This is a genomic window from Paraniabella aurantiaca, from assembly GCF_050309965.1.
Classification (GTDB): domain Bacteria; phylum Bacteroidota; class Bacteroidia; order Chitinophagales; family Chitinophagaceae; genus Niabella.
Genome location: NZ_JBLOSY010000001.1, coordinates 257853 through 272553 on the forward strand (window position 1 = coordinate 257853; position 14701 = coordinate 272553).

The 14701-nt window shown below is 41.4% G+C and carries 12 protein-coding genes; 5 read left to right on the forward strand and 7 right to left on the reverse strand.

The window, feature by feature from the left end; genetic code table 11:
• Window positions 1–55 precede the first annotated feature (55 nt).
• Window positions 56–787 carry a 4'-phosphopantetheinyl transferase family protein gene (locus tag ACLOAU_RS01120; RefSeq protein WP_427859980.1) on the forward strand — a complete coding sequence of 244 codons (732 nt, stop codon included), beginning with the start codon at window positions 56–58 and terminating at the stop codon, window positions 785–787.
• 259 nt (window positions 788–1046) lie between these two features.
• Here the strand turns inward: ACLOAU_RS01120 and ACLOAU_RS01125 are convergent, their stop codons facing one another.
• The 6 genes from ACLOAU_RS01125 to nusB all read right to left on the reverse strand — a co-directional run bounded on the left by ACLOAU_RS01125 (window position 1047) and on the right by nusB (window position 5648).
• Window positions 1047–2219 (reverse strand): glycosyltransferase family 2 protein, encoded by a 1173-nt coding sequence (locus ACLOAU_RS01125; protein WP_427859981.1) that lies wholly within the window; start codon window positions 2217–2219, stop codon window positions 1047–1049.
• Window positions 2216–3130, reverse strand: a complete 915-nt coding sequence (locus ACLOAU_RS01130) for a glycosyltransferase family 2 protein (RefSeq protein ID WP_427859982.1) — start codon at window positions 3128–3130, stop codon at window positions 2216–2218. The genes ACLOAU_RS01125 and ACLOAU_RS01130 overlap by 4 nt, the downstream gene beginning before the upstream one ends.
• 29 nt (window positions 3131–3159) lie before the next feature.
• A complete protein-coding gene (gene coaE, locus ACLOAU_RS01135; protein ID WP_427859983.1) occupies window positions 3160–3753 on the reverse strand; it encodes a dephospho-CoA kinase in 594 nt (197 codons plus the stop codon).
• A 76-nt stretch (window positions 3754–3829) separates the two neighbouring features.
• Window positions 3830–4162, reverse strand: coding sequence for a preprotein translocase subunit YajC (yajC, locus tag ACLOAU_RS01140; protein ID WP_427859984.1), 333 nt, complete (start codon window positions 4160–4162; stop codon window positions 3830–3832).
• Window positions 4163–4183: 21 nt separating this feature from the next.
• On the reverse strand, window positions 4184–4639 hold the full coding sequence (locus tag ACLOAU_RS01145) for a DUF1573 domain-containing protein (protein ID WP_427859985.1): 456 nt from the start codon (window positions 4637–4639) through the stop codon (window positions 4184–4186).
• A gap of 82 nt (window positions 4640–4721) precedes the next feature.
• A complete protein-coding gene (gene nusB / locus ACLOAU_RS01150) occupies window positions 4722–5648 on the reverse strand; it encodes a transcription antitermination factor NusB (RefSeq protein WP_427859986.1) in 927 nt (308 codons plus the stop codon).
• Between the two features lie 469 nt (window positions 5649–6117).
• Between nusB and ACLOAU_RS01155 the strand changes: the two genes are divergently transcribed.
• The gene (locus ACLOAU_RS01155) at window positions 6118–6399 is read left to right on the forward strand and encodes a co-chaperone GroES (RefSeq protein ID WP_240853048.1); all 282 of its coding nucleotides are present in this window, start codon (window positions 6118–6120) and stop codon (window positions 6397–6399) included.
• A gap of 88 nt (window positions 6400–6487) precedes the next feature.
• Window positions 6488–8128, forward strand: coding sequence for a chaperonin GroEL (groL, locus tag ACLOAU_RS01160; RefSeq protein ID WP_427859987.1), 1641 nt, complete (start codon window positions 6488–6490; stop codon window positions 8126–8128).
• 554 nt (window positions 8129–8682) lie between these two features.
• Here the strand turns inward: groL and ACLOAU_RS01165 are convergent.
• Entirely contained in the window at window positions 8683–8904 is a 222-nt protein-coding gene (locus ACLOAU_RS01165; protein ID WP_114788913.1) for a PspC domain-containing protein, read from the reverse strand.
• A 431-nt stretch (window positions 8905–9335) separates the two neighbouring features.
• Between ACLOAU_RS01165 and ACLOAU_RS01170 the strand changes: the two genes are divergently transcribed.
• Both ACLOAU_RS01170 and ACLOAU_RS01175 read left to right on the forward strand, forming a co-directional pair.
• Window positions 9336–12107 (forward strand): bifunctional aconitate hydratase 2/2-methylisocitrate dehydratase, encoded by a 2772-nt coding sequence (locus ACLOAU_RS01170; protein WP_427859988.1) that lies wholly within the window; start codon window positions 9336–9338, stop codon window positions 12105–12107.
• Between the two features lie 219 nt (window positions 12108–12326).
• Window positions 12327–14597, forward strand: coding sequence for an aconitate hydratase (locus ACLOAU_RS01175; RefSeq protein ID WP_427859989.1), 2271 nt, complete (start codon window positions 12327–12329; stop codon window positions 14595–14597).
• Window positions 14598–14701 lie beyond the last annotated feature (104 nt).

Below are 14701 nucleotides of genomic sequence, written 5' to 3' on the forward strand. Positions count from 1 at the left end.
GAAAGTTCAAAATGGGTATTTTGCAGGTCTCAAATAGCGATAAATAACCCAACTAGTGGAATATAGCACGGAGATAACATGGACAGATCTTGCCGGCCTCTTAGATGGCCAGGTGCATGTATATGCCTGCGATATAGCAACACTGGATATTAAAGACCTGTTGCCATTATTAACAAAAGAAGAATTAACCAGGGCTAAATCTTTCCGGCAACAGGCTGATGCAGATCGGTTCAGTACCGGCCGGGTTATTACTAAAAAACTTTTGGCGTATTATGGCGTAATGGATCCTTCAGCAATTATTATTAAACCGGGAGATAATGGGAAACCTATAGCTTATTCAGATACCCCGGCAGTACTACCATTTTTTAATATCAGCCACTCGGGTAATAAGGTGTTGATAGCTGTCAGTAATGACCCGGTAGGGATCGATATCGAGCAGGTTAAAAATGTAGAACTGAAAGTCCTGGCAGAGACGGTATTTTCTTCGGAGGAACTTCATTTATTCAATACGGCCGATAATAGTATTAACATGTTCTACCAGCTGTGGACCCGTAAGGAGGCATTACTAAAGAGTGTAGGAGTGGGCCTTCTGGATGACCTTCGCACCATTGATATCAGCCAAAAGGTAGATGCTGATTTTGTAAAGGCGTTTACTTACCAGCAACTGGCATTGTTTAGTTTTGCCGTGAATGACGAATACGGGCAGTACTTTGCCAGTATTTGTTATCCTCAAAACAACTCCCTCAGGTTTATTGAATTAACTAATGAATTGTTAAGTCAATTATAAATTAGCCGATGTCATTTCTAGGTTATATTTAAAACTGATTACACTGCAGATATCTTAACCCCGCCTGTTGCAGTCGGGCAGGCGCAAAGAAATAAGGACGCAAAGGATACGCAGAGATGTAGCCTGATTCTGGCGAAGTAAAACCTGGAATATGTAACGCAAACTACTCCGCTTTAACTCCCCGTTCTCAGCGGTAAATCTTTTACCGCGAAGAAATGTGCTCTGCGGTAATAGGCTACCTTTGTTTAATTGTCAGGACTTACTTTCTTTTCGATTTTTCCCATGCAGCGCTTTGCGATTTTTTAAAGTAGCGGTTCATGCCGGCAATCACTGCATAGTTCATCAGGCAGAAATAGTAGGGAATAAAAAAGGCTTTTACTTTGAGGTTTCTTTTTTCCAAAAAATAGCCCACCAGGCTTAAGCCGTAAAAGAGAATTTGCCCGGTCAGTAATGCAATATATAACGGGTGTTGAGTTTGCAAAGCAATGAAGATATTGAGTATGAAAACTAGTATCATCAGAAAAGGAGTGACCGTCCATCGTAAAACGCGGTGACTGATATATTGAAAAGTAAGTACAGGGTTACGGAATGGATTAGCGGCCTTTTTCAACCGGAATATAGACTGGATACCGCCTGCAGCGATCCTGATCTTCCTTTTCAGCTCTTCTTTTGAATCGGCAGATGCAGTTTCCATAGCATAAGCCTTAGGTTCGTAGGCAATTACAAATCCTTTTTCAGCAATACGCATTGCAATCATGTGATCATCTATGATGGTGTCGGTTTCAACCGGCTGGTACAATGATCTCCTGATACTGAATAGTTCTCCTGCGGCGCCCACATTACTGTACAATTCGTAATCCCATTTCTTTAAGGCAGATTCGTATTTCCAGTAGAATCCTTCACCTGCTGAGCTGGCATCTGCGCTATCGGCAACCATTATCTTTTTCTCACCTGCTACGGCACCCACTTTAGGGTCCTGGTAGTGTTTAACCAGTTCTTTAATAGCTTCCTTGTTCAGATAAGTATTGGCGTCTGTAAACACAACAATATCGCTGGTTAGTTCAGGCATTACCCTTTTTATAGCTGCCATTTTACCGCCCCGCTCGTCTTTATGATATAGCCTCACCTGGGTATAGTTTTGTATTTTCTGCGGCGTGCGGTCATTAGAGCCGTCTGTTACAAAAACGACATTGAAAAGATGAGACGGGTAATCCAGTTCCAGGCAGTTTTGAATTTTTTCCTCGATGTAGGCCTCTTCGTTGTAAGCCGCTATAAGCAAAGCTACAGTTGGTAACTGTTGTTCATTCAAAGTAATCGTCTGCTTCTTCTTGCCGATAATTCGTTTCAGCTTTATTAGCGCGTATAAAAAAATGCCATAACCGGCAAATGCATAAAAAACAATAAAAAGGCTGATCCAGAACAGAATAATCATGGTATAAAATATCCTAATGAACTGCTGTTTGCAGAATGGGTTAAATTCCACCAAATGCCTTTAAATGTTTGGGCCGCCAAATCGGTCCTGCCATTTCTCAAATGTATCAAAAGCTGTTTTGGTGTGGCTATAAAAATGTAATAAGCCGAAAATAAGGCTGTGTTAGTAAGGTTGGTATTTTTCCTGATATACAACATGCGGTTGCGCGTCATAAAAAACGCTTTAATGGGACTGGCTTTTCCTACACTGATCGACTCTTTATGATAAATAACTGCTTTTCCTGTAAACCAGATCTTTTTACCGATTCTTTTAAATTTTTCGCACCAGTCCAGCTCTTCATAATATAAAAAATACCGTTCATCCATCATGCCGGCCTGGTCCAGGTCGGTTCTGCGGCACATCACGGCAGCACCATGGCAAAAACCTGTCTCCCGGCTGTCGTTACTATATTGCCCTGTATCAATTTCTTTATCTCCGATAGCACCGTTTCGCGCGGTGATATAATTCATTGCTGTAAAACCGGCATATTGAATGAGTTTCTTGTTCTCATGAAATTTTATTAAAGGAGACAATAACCCGATAGAAGGATGCTGCTCCATTTCCTTAACCAATGCTTCTACAAAGCCTGCCGTTATTTCAGTGTCATTGTTAAGTAGTAAAAGGTAGTAACCTTTGGCATTTTTAATGCCCAGGTTATTGCCGCCCGCGTATCCCAGATTTTTAGAGGAATGGATATAGATAAGGCCCGGATATGCAGCTGCAAAATCCGTCATCCTGTTCTCCACAGGAGCATTATCCACGAGTATCACTTCAACTTCGTCACTATTGGTAAATCGTTTCACCGATTTTAAAAAATCTATAGTAACGGCTGGTTGGTTGTAGTTTACCGTTATTATTGAAGTTAGAGGCATTACGTTACGAAGATAAAATCTTTTGGCAATCAACCATTCGCTAAATTTAGTAAAGTCTGATGTATTTCGAAAACCTGCCTGATCACAGATGTCTTACCATTATTGTCTATAACAAAATTACAGCGCTTCATTTTTTCGGACTCCTCCATTTGTTTTTCCATGCGCGCTTCAATGGCTGCGCGATCCATGCCTCCGCCACGTTGAAGTACTCTTTTGATGCGCAACTCTTTTTCTGCCCATACACCTATGATATAGTCCAGATGCTTCTCACTTCCGCTTTCAAATATTAATGCTGCTTCTTTTATAGCATACGATCCCTGCTGCCTGGAGAACCAGTCTATAGAATCCATTATGGTTATAGGGTGAGTGATAGCATTTAACTGTGCCAACAGGGAAGCATTATTAAAAACCTTTGATGAGAGGTAAGCTCTGTTCAACTGGCCGTCCTTATAGGTATCCGTTCCAAAGAGGTTCGTTAGTTGCTGCCTTATTTGAAGGTTGGTGTTCATCAGGTTTTTGGCAGCGCTGTCGGCATCATAAATAGCAATGCCCAGGGTAGAAAAAATATTGGCAATGGTTGTTTTACCACTGCCAATACCGCCTGTAAGGCCAATTCGTAACATATTATAAGTTTGGTGCCTGCCTGTCGGCAGACAGGTTGCAGGTTTAATATTCAATGTTAAACCTTAAACTTTTAAACTATTTAGCTGGCGTAACAGCAGCAGGCTTATTGATCTGTGCTGTCCAATCCATGCTGATAGCCGATTTTTCAATTTTAATATAATTACCAGGGCTGATTTCGATGTTTAATGTACCATCTTCGTTTACCTGTTGAATTTTTCCGTGTATACCCGCTATCGTAACAATTTTATCACCTTTCTGTAAATCTTCGATAAACTTTTTCTGATTTTTTGCTTTTTTAGCCTGAGGGCGGATAAAGAACAGCCAGAATACGAGAACCATACCTACTAAAAAAATCAATTGAAACGATCCGGCGCCTTGTCCCTGTGCTTGTAAAATGTAATGCATCATTATTTATTAACTGTATAAAAATTATTTGGTAACATTCACCTGGAATGTTAATGTGTGCTGTGTGAAAGGTTTGGTGTTGGCAGTTACCACAACAGTTTTAGTATGTGTACCTTCACTTTGACCTTCGCTGTTAAACTTGGCTACAATTTTTTCTTCTTTTCCAGGTAAAACAGGTTTTTCGGGTTTTTCTGCTACGGTACATCCGCAACCTGGCTGAACGCTTGAAATAATCAAAGGTTTGTCCCCGGTGTTTTTAACCACGAAAGGAATTTCTACTACCTGTCCCTTTTTTACGTCTCCCAGGTTTTTAAAAGTGGAGTCTACCCAGCTTATTGTGGTAAAATTAGATGAATCCTTTAATGCCTCCTGTTTTAAGGAATCTGTTAAAGGTGCATCTGAGGCTGTTTTGTTTTCACCATTACTATTGCAGGCAACTAATGCAGCAGCAGCAGAAATAATCAGTACTAAACGTTTCATGTTATCCAGATTGATTTTAATTAATTTTTGCAGTGCGAATGTAGATCAATATTCAAACCCAGCGAAAAATATTGCCTTAAAATCAGGATTTTCGAAAATCCTTTTTCTTCAGCTTTCCTTCCTCAACCAGCTCTTTGTGAATATTATCGAGAATGCCATTTACAAAATGACCACTTTGAGCCGTACTGTAGTCTTTTGCCAGGTCGATATATTCGTTGATGGTTACTTTGGGTGGAATAGTTTCGAAATATAAAAACTCAGCTACCCCCAGTTTCATCAGCACCATATCCAGAAGGGCAATACGTTCGGGATCCCAGTTTTTTAACTTGGGAGTAATCAATGTTAACAGGTAATCTTCCTTATCAATCGCTGTTTTTAACAAATTTACGGCAAACTGCTCCTTATCGGAAGTAATAATTTGTTGAAAGCCTGTTGCTTGTGGTTTCCGTATAAACGCAGCAACACTTTGCACAATCATTTCGCCGTCGTCGTCCCAATTGCTGAATATTTCTTCGACATGCGCTACAAACTCCTCATTACCCAGCATCAGATCGTTAAAAATATACTCAAATATTTTGCGGTCTTCCTGCAGACTTTGTTGCTGTATATTTATATAATGCAGATATTGCTGAGAAGTGGTGAGCTGCATGTATATTTTTCTCACCAGCTCTTCATCTATCAGTTGCTCGGTTTTTTCGTTCTTAAAAGCCAGTTTAACCTCGTTGAGATCGAGTATCTGCCAAAGCAGGTTACTACCTGCCAGTTTGGTGTTAACATTCAGATCTTTTTCGCTCGGTATATATTTATGCGATTTGCGGAAGGCGTCTTTTTCGGCATAGCGGGCTATTTCGGTTAAAAAATGCACCACATACACCATTAAAGAGCGTGTTTGGCTGAAATGTTGTCTAAGCGTTTTTTGCGGATCAAGGGGTTTGTCGGTATCCAGACTGGAGGTGTACGAATAAAGGGTTTGCATCACTTTTACCCTTATGTTTCTTCTGCTAATCATTGAATCAAGAACTATTTTGAACCGGCGAAGATAAGGCTTTTATTAGTTGACAGGTTGAAAAATTGCTGGTTGACGGGGAGGATGGTTGACAGGTTGATAGTTGATGAGTTAACCGGGTCGGCTGTATGACTGAAGAATGGTAATCAGTGAACTGGTTGATTTGTTGAGCAGGGAGTAATAAAACTAAACAAGGGCTATAAATTTAAAGTACCTTGTCAACTAATCAACCAGTCAACTAATAAATAGCAGCCTTGCCAACCTGTCAACCTTTAAACGTGTTCACTTAATCAGCGATCAACGAACGTTGCCATCTTGTCATTCGGGCCGGGAGGATAGCCTTAGCCTGTCATCAACCTGAAAAAATTTCATGTTTGCTGACCATGGCATGTTATTTAGGGTACATTTGCCAACCATTTAGTGAGTGTATATACTCACTATTAAATAATCAAATTTTTTAAAAAGATAAACAATGGCTAAAAAATCGACTGTTACCCCTTTACATGACAGGGTAATTGTAAAACCAGCAGCAGCTGAAGAAAAAACAGCAGGCGGTATCATTATTCCTGATACAGCAAAAGAAAAACCACAACGCGGTACTGTAGTCGCGGCAGGTCCTGGTAAAAAAGACGAACCGGTAACTGTAAAAACCGGAGACACTGTATTGTACGGTAAATATGCAGGTACTGAAATCCAGATCGATGGACAGGATCTTTTAATTATGCGTGAAAGCGATATACTCGCTATTGTTTAATGTAAAATAATAAATGTAAGGTGATGAATATGTAATACATATCATTCTGCATTTAATATTTATTCAATATTTTAAATTCTAAATAGAGATGGCAAAACAATTACACTTCAATATTGAAGCGAGAAATAAAATGAAAAAAGGCGTTGATGTTTTAGCAAACGCCGTAAAAGTAACGCTGGGTCCTAAAGGCCGTAACGTAGTTATCGAGAAAAAATTTGGTGCCCCTGCCGTAACTAAAGATGGTGTTACTGTTGCAAAAGAAATCGAACTGGAAGATGCAATTGAGAACATGGGCGCTCAGATGGTAAAAGAAGTAGCTTCTAAAACTGCTGATATTGCAGGTGATGGTACTACTACTGCTACTGTATTAGCTCAGGCTATCATCAGTGAAGGTTTGAAAATGGTAGCTGCAGGTGCTAACCCAATGGACCTGAAACGTGGTATTGATAAAGCAGTTTCTTTAGTAGTAGAGAACCTGAAAGCGCAAAGCCAGACTGTAGGTAGCGATAGCAAAAAAATCAAACAGGTTGCTTCTATCTCCGCTAACAACGACGATCAGATCGGTGATCTGATTGCTCAGGCTTTTGGTAAAGTAGGTAAAGAAGGTGTGATCACTGTAGAAGAAGCGAAAGGTACTGATACTACTGTAGATGTAGTTGAAGGTATGCAATTTGACCGTGGCTATATCTCTCCATACTTTGTTACCAACAGCGAAAAAATGGAGGCTGAATTGCAAAGTCCATATATCCTGATCTACGACAAGAAGATCAGTGCAATGAAAGATATTTTATCTATCCTGGAAAAAGTAGCTCAAAGCGGTCGTCCTTTGGTAATTATTGCTGAAGATTTAGAAGGTGAAGCATTGGCTACCCTGGTAGTAAATAAATTACGTGGTACTTTGAAAGTAGCTGCTGTTAAAGCTCCAGGCTTTGGCGACAGAAGAAAAGAAATGTTACAGGACATCGCTATTTTAACAGGTGGTACTGTTATTTCTGAAGATATGGGCCACAAATTAGAAGGTGCCGATATTTCAGCTTTAGGTCAGGCGGCTTCTATTACTATCGATAAAGACAACACAATTGTTGTTGGTGGTAAAGGTAAAAAGGCTGATATCGTAGGTCGTGTAAACCAGATCAAAGCTCAGATCGAGTCTACTACTTCTGATTATGATAAAGAAAAATTACAGGAGCGTTTAGCTAAATTAAGCGGTGGTGTTGCTGTATTATATGTAGGGGCTGCTACAGAGGTTGAAATGAAAGAGAAAAAAGACCGTGTAGATGATGCTTTACATGCAACCCGCGCGGCTGTTGAAGAAGGTATCGTACCTGGTGGTGGTGTAGCTTACATCCGTGCTGTAGCATCTTTAGATGTTAAAGTAAAAGGTCAGATCGAAGACGAACAAACTGGTATGGCTATCGTAAAACGTGCTTTGGAAGCACCTATCCGCACTTTAACTGACAATGCAGGAATCGATGGTTCTATCGTTGTTCAGAAAATTAAAGATGGTACTGGTGATTTCGGTTTCAATGCAAGAACAGAATCTTACGAAAACCTGTTCAAAGCCGGTGTTATCGATCCAACTAAAGTTAGCCGTGTAGCATTGGAAAATGCAGCTTCTATCGCTGGTATGTTGTTGACTACTGAGTGTGTAATCGCTGACAAACCAGAACCTAAATCTGCGGCTCCTGCAATGCCAGGTGGTCCTGATATGGGTGGCATGGGCTATTAATTTAGTTGATGGTTTAAAGATGACGGTTGACAGCTGTTGGCCGTTAAATATAAAAAGTCCCGCTTCGGTTTCGAGGCGGGACTTTTATGTGTTGAAGGATTAAATGAGAACCGTGATTGGCATTGGTCTACTTCTCATCCCTTTGGGTATATCAAAGAGAAAGAGTGAATAGGTGGAGTTTCGGGAGTTCATCGAATAAAAGAAGGCATTCATCTAATAAATAGGGGTATTCGGCGAATTAGTGCTCTGTATAGCAATTTCGCTATATATCTTTATTACGGTTTAGAGGGCTAGAGTGGGCAACGACACCTTTCCAGGTATGGTTGACCCCTCTTTTTTGCATATATCTCTCGCATTACCCACAGATACAATATCAACAGGTTTACATGAAGCATCCATTCCGCTTGCGGAAAAGTAGTAAGCAAAGCAGCGCTGTATATTTCCGGGCGGGATATTTCACGCATCTTAGCAAGATTAACTACTAACTCCTTTCTATAACCGGGCGTATAAATATTTTTAAACAATAAAACGACAAGCCAATAACCAATTTTGCACTACAGGTAGTACCACGGATTGCGCTTCGAAGAAGAGATGTAGTTTTTCATATTCTTCCAGAAGGCCAGTACCATGTAAACGATAATAGGAGACCCCATGGTTAATACAGAAGAATAAATAAAATATTGCCTGATGCGACAAGGTGAAATATGTAACCTGTCACCAATAGAGGAGCAAACTCCAAAAGCATTCCACTCCACAAAATTTTTTAGGCGATTCATACTTACTATAGTTGGTTTACATTGCAAAATTACCAAATCTGCCGATAATTTCATCAGGTTCTATCAATTAGAACCCTTATTTTTTGTAAATTCGCGCCACTGCTAATGAAGGTATTACTAATATAAATATATTAAAATGGCATTTGATCTCGAACTGGTTGCGGAAATTCATTTTGAAATTGAACAAAAGCTAGCGATGGCCGTTAACTATTAAAACACCTTCTGATCTGAAAGCGAAAACTTTACACCTTGCCCCCGAAAAAAATATGCTCGCAGTTATTGTCTGTAATAGTGGTAAAGTTATGTAGATTTTGCTCGGGGTAAAGTGATCTCCGGCATTAAATAGAATGTATATCGACACAGGCTGGTAAATAAATGGCAGTACCAGCGACTGTTTTTAAATCTGCCTTCATATTGAAAAGAATTCTGTTATGAACATGTATAAGGATTACATTAAGGAAATTGAAGAAAGAAAGGCCCAGGGGCTTCATCCGAAACCTATCGATGGTGCTGAGTTACTAAGCGAAATTATCGCGCAAATCAGGGATTCGGCTAACGCGGACCGTGCAGATTCTCTTAAATTTTTTATTTATAATACTTTACCTGGTACAACAAGTGCAGCTGGTGTGAAAGCCCAATTTTTGAAAGAAATTATCCTGGGTGAGTCGGTGGTAGATGAAATATCAACTGCTTTCGCTTTTGAATTGTTATCACACATGAAGGGTGGGCCTTCTATTGAAGTACTGCTTGATCTGGCCCTGGGTAATGATGTAACTATAGCGCAACAGGCAGCTGCTGTTCTTAAAACACAGGTTTTCCTTTATGATGCAGATATAGACCGCTTAAAAGAAGCATTTAAGAACGATAACGAAATTGCCAAAGATATACTGGAAAGCTATGCTAAGGCGGAGTTCTTTACTAAATTGCCGGAGGTTCCGGAAGAAATCCAGATCGTAACATTTATTGCGGGTGAAGGTGATATATCTACAGATTTGCTGTCTCCCGGTAACCAGGCACACTCGCGTTCCGATCGTGAGTTACATGGTAAGTGTATGATCACACCAAAAGCACAGGAAGAAATCAGGACGCTCCAGGCACAGCATCCCGATAAGAGTGTCATGTTAATTGCGGAGAAGGGTACTATGGGTGTAGGATCATCCAGGATGTCGGGTGTGAACAACGTGGCACTTTGGACGGGTAAACAAGCAAGTCCTTATGTTCCTTTCGTTAATATTGCTCCGATTGTTGGTGGCACCAATGGTATCTCACCTATCTTCCTTACTACCGTTGATGTAACAGGGGGTATTGGTATTGATCTTAAAAACTGGGTGAAGAAAACTGATGCGGCAGGTAATGTGGTTCGCGACGAAAATGGTGATCCTGTTTTGGAAGAAGTATACTCAGTGGCAACTGGTACTGTTTTGACCATTAATACTAAAACGAAAAAATTATATAATGGTGAACAGGAGTTGATTGATATCGCCAAGGCGCTTACACCTCAGAAAAAAGAATTCATCAGGGCCGGCGGTTCTTACGCCATTGTATTTGGTAAAAAAATACAGACTGTTGCAGCTAAAATTTTGGGTATTGAACCAACTGCGGTATTTGCTCCTTCCAAAGAAATTTCAAACGAAGGACAGGGCCTTACTGCGGTAGAAAAAATATTTAACAGGAACGCGGTTGGAATTACGCCGGGTAAGATCTTACATGCGGGTTCTGATGTGCGGGTAGAAGTGAACATAGTTGGTTCGCAGGATACTACTGGCCTGATGACAGCACAGGAACTGGAGTCGATGGCTGCTACCGTAATTTCTCCGATTGTTGATGGTGCTTATCAATCAGGTTGTCATACTGCTTCTGTATGGGATAAAAAAGCCCAGGCTAATATTCCTAAGCTAATGAAGTTTATGAATGAGTTTGGTTTGATCACTGCCCGCGATCCTAAAGGTGAGTATCATTCCATGACAGATGTAATTCATAAAGTATTAAATGATATTACGGTAGATGAGTGGGCGATTATCATTGGTGGTGACTCTCATACCAGGATGTCTAAAGGTGTAGCCTTTGGTGCCGATTCAGGAACGGTGGCGTTAGCGTTGGCTACGGGTGAGGCATCTATGCCCATACCTGAATCAGTGAAAGTAACCTTCAAGGGTGAGATGAAGGAGCATATGGATTTTCGTGATGTAGTACACGCTACTCAGGCGCAAATGCTGCAACAATTCGGTGGGGAGAATGTGTTCCAGGGTAGAATTATTGAAGTGCATATCGGTACGCTTCCGGCAGACCAGGCTTTTACTTTTACAGATTGGACTGCGGAAATGAAAGCCAAAGCTTCTATCAATATTTCTGAAGACGATACCTTGATTGAATCGTTGGAGATTGCCAAAGGCAGGATACAGATTATGATCGATAAAGGCATGGATAACAGCAAGCAGGTGTTGCAGGGATTAATTAATAAGGCAGACAAACGTATTGCTGAAATTAAATCGGGTGAAAAACCTGCTCTTACACCTGATGTCAATGCGAAATACTATGCGGAAGTAGTGATTGACCTGGATGTTATCGTAGAACCCATGATCGCTGATCCGGATGTGAATAACAAAGATGTGTCTAAGCGTTATACGCATGATACGATCCGCGCCTTATCTCATTATGCCGGTGATAAAAAAGTAGACTTAGGCTTTGTTGGTTCTTGTATGGTGCACAAAGGTGATTTGAAGATTGTTTCTCAAATGTTGAAAAACCTTGAAGCACAACAAGGAAAAGTAGAGTTTCACGCGCCGCTGGTAGTAGCTGCACCTACTTATAATATTATTGATGAATTGAAAGAAGAGGGAGACTGGGATCTGTTGCAAAAATATTCGGGCTTTGAGTTTAGCGATCTGTTGCCTAAAAGTACCGCCCGCACTGAGTATGAAAATATGATGTACCTGGAGCGTCCAGGCTGTAATCTTTGTATGGGTAACCAGGAAAAAGCAGCAAAAGGCGACACTGTGATGGCCACTTCAACCCGTTTATTCCAGGGACGTGTGGTAGAAGACTCTGAGCGTAAGAAAGGGGAGTCTTTACTGGCATCAACCCCGGTAGTGGTGTTATCGGCTATCCTGGGACGAATTCCCAGCATCGACGAATACAAGGCTGCTGTAGAAGGCATCAACCTTACCAAGTTTGTTCCTTCGGTAAAAGAGTTAACCGCCTAAAATCACAGCTAGGATTTAATATAATCAACCCCGTTCTGTTTGAGCAGAGCGGGGTTTTTCTTTATGCATATGTTGAGTTTAACTGGTTTTGGCCCTATTTCTGCAACCCTTGGGGTGGAGTTGGTTTTCGCTTTGGGAAATATCCAATCGCAACCTACAATCCTTAACTTTGTATCCTCTCGCAAATCATAATTTTTTACTACAAAAAAATTAGTAGACATGGCATTTGATCTCGATCTGATTAAGAAAGTTTATTCTGAATTTGAACAAAAAGTAAACGATGCGCGCCAGTTACTGGGTCGTCCTTTAACTTTCACCGAAAAAATACTATATGCACATTTGACGAATCCTGCAACCAGGGCATACGACAGGGGTGTTGACTATGTAGACTTTGCCCCTGACAGGGTAGCTATGCAGGATGCCACAGCCCAGATGGCGCTATTGCAGTTTATGCAGGCCGGCAGGGCTAAGGTGGCGGTGCCGTCAACAGTGCATTGCGATCACCTTATTATGGCTGAAACAGGCGCTGAGGCTGATTTAAAACATGCCAATACAGAAAGTAAAGAAGTGTTTGATTTTTTAGCTTCCGTATCTAACAAATATGGAATTGGCTTTTGGAAGCCCGGAGCCGGTATTATTCACCAGGTGGTTTTAGAAAACTACGCGTTCCCCGGAGGTATGATGATTGGTACCGATAGCCATACGGTAAATGCCGGTGGTTTGGGAATGGTGGCTATTGGCGTAGGCGGTGCTGATGCCTGCGATGTAATGGCGGGTTTGCCCTGGGAGCTAAAGATGCCTAAACTGATAGGTGTTAAACTGACCGGAAAATTAAATGGCTGGACGGCTCCTAAAGATGTGATCTTAAAAGTAGCCGGTATCTTAACCGTTAAAGGAGGTACCGGCTGTATTGTGGAATATTTTGGAGAAGGGGCTATATCTATGAGTTGTACGGGTAAGGGCACTATTTGTAATATGGGTGCCGAAATTGGTGCTACTACTTCAACCTTTGGTTACGATGATAGCATGAGCCGTTATCTGAAAGCCACCGGTCGTGAAGAAATTGCTGCAGCAGCAGATGCTATCGCTCAACACTTAACAGCCGACCCAGAAGTATATGCTAACCCGGAACAATATTTTGACCAGTTAATCGAAATTAACCTGGATGAGCTGGAGCCTCATCTGAATGGCCCTTTTACGCCCGATCTGGCTACGCCGATCTCTAAAATGAAAGAAGTAGCGGCGGCTAATGACTGGCCCACAAAAGTGGAAGTAGGACTAATCGGCAGCTGTACCAACTCTTCTTACGAAGATATCAGCCGCGCTGTTTCCCTGGCCAAACAGGTGAATGAAAAAGGGCTTAAAACAAAAGCAGAGTTTACAATCACTCCAGGTTCTGAACAGGTGCGTTACACCATCGAACGGGATGGATTCCTGGATACTTTCAACAAAATTGGCGCTACCGTATTTGCTAATGCCTGCGGGCCCTGTATTGGCATGTGGAACAGGGTAGGCGCTGAGAAGAAGGAGAAAAATACAATCGTTCATTCGTTCAATAGAAATTTTGCCAAACGCGCCGATGGTAACCCGAATACCTATGCATTTGTTGCTTCTCCCGAAATCGTGACAGCGCTCGCTATTGCGGGCAACTTAACATTCAATCCGCTTACAGATACTTTGATTAATGAGAAGGGAGAAACAGTGAAACTGGACCCGCCAACGGGCGAAGAATTACCGGCCAGGGGGTTTGCGGTAGATGACCCCGGATATCAGGCTCCTGCTGCAGATGGCAGTGGTGTTCAGGTAATCGTTGATCCGGCCAGTAAGCGTTTGCAGTTATTAGATCCGTTTGCCCAATGGGAAGGTTCAGACCTGAAAGGATTGAAATTACTGATTAAGGCTAAAGGCAAATGTACCACGGATCATATTTCTATGGCTGGTCCCTGGTTGAAATTCCGCGGACACCTGGATAATATATCTAATAATATGCTGATTGGGGCGGTGAACTTTTTTAATGATAAAACTGATAATATCAAGAATCAACTGACCGGGGAGTATGGTGCAGTACCGGCTACCCAGCGGGATTATAAAGCGGCTGGAATTGGTAGTATTGTAGTGGGTGATGAGAACTATGGTGAAGGTAGCAGCCGCGAACATGCCGCCATGGAGCCCCGTCATTTGGGCGTGCGTGCTGTTCTGGTAAAATCATTTGCACGTATTCATGAAACTAACCTGAAAAAACAGGGTATGCTGGCATTGACTTTTGCTGATAAGGATGATTATGATAAAATACAGGAGGATGATGTGGTGGATATTATTGGTTTAACCGAATTCGCTCCCGGCAAACCCTTAACACTGGTACTACACCACGCTGATGGTACCGCTGAAAACATCCAGGTGAATCATACTTATAATCAGCAACAGATCGAATGGTTTAAAGCCGGCGGCGCGCTGAATATTATAAGGAAAGAGTTCGCTGCTAAGAACTAGCATTGATCAATAAAATGTTCAAAGGTGTTATTCTTTAAAAGAATAACACCTTTTTTGTTGCGTTATTCAACAGCAACACGTTTTAAGTACAAAACATAATTGTA

Bases quoted from the DNA above. Each gene is read 5' to 3' on its own strand.
- coaE (WP_427859983.1), bottom strand. From the start codon at position 3,753: ATGTTACGAATTGGCCTTACAGGCGGTATTGGCAGTGGTAAAACAACC.
- ACLOAU_RS01165 (WP_114788913.1), bottom strand. From the start codon at position 8,904: ATGAATCGCCTAAAAAATTTTGTGGAGTGGAATGCTTTTGGAGTTTGC.
- ACLOAU_RS01170 (WP_427859988.1), top strand. From the start codon at position 9,336: ATGAACATGTATAAGGATTACATTAAGGAAATTGAAGAAAGAAAGGCC.
- ACLOAU_RS01145 (WP_427859985.1), bottom strand. From the start codon at position 4,639: ATGAAACGTTTAGTACTGATTATTTCTGCTGCTGCTGCATTAGTTGCC.
- ACLOAU_RS01155 (WP_240853048.1), top strand. From the start codon at position 6,118: ATGGCTAAAAAATCGACTGTTACCCCTTTACATGACAGGGTAATTGTA.
- groL (WP_427859987.1), top strand. From the start codon at position 6,488: ATGGCAAAACAATTACACTTCAATATTGAAGCGAGAAATAAAATGAAA.
- ACLOAU_RS01130 (WP_427859982.1), bottom strand. From the start codon at position 3,130: ATGCCTCTAACTTCAATAATAACGGTAAACTACAACCAACCAGCCGTT.
- ACLOAU_RS01175 (WP_427859989.1), top strand. From the start codon at position 12,327: ATGGCATTTGATCTCGATCTGATTAAGAAAGTTTATTCTGAATTTGAA.
- ACLOAU_RS01125 (WP_427859981.1), bottom strand. From the start codon at position 2,219: ATGATTATTCTGTTCTGGATCAGCCTTTTTATTGTTTTTTATGCATTT.
- yajC (WP_427859984.1), bottom strand. From the start codon at position 4,162: ATGATGCATTACATTTTACAAGCACAGGGACAAGGCGCCGGATCGTTT.
- nusB (WP_427859986.1), bottom strand. From the start codon at position 5,648: ATGATTAGCAGAAGAAACATAAGGGTAAAAGTGATGCAAACCCTTTAT.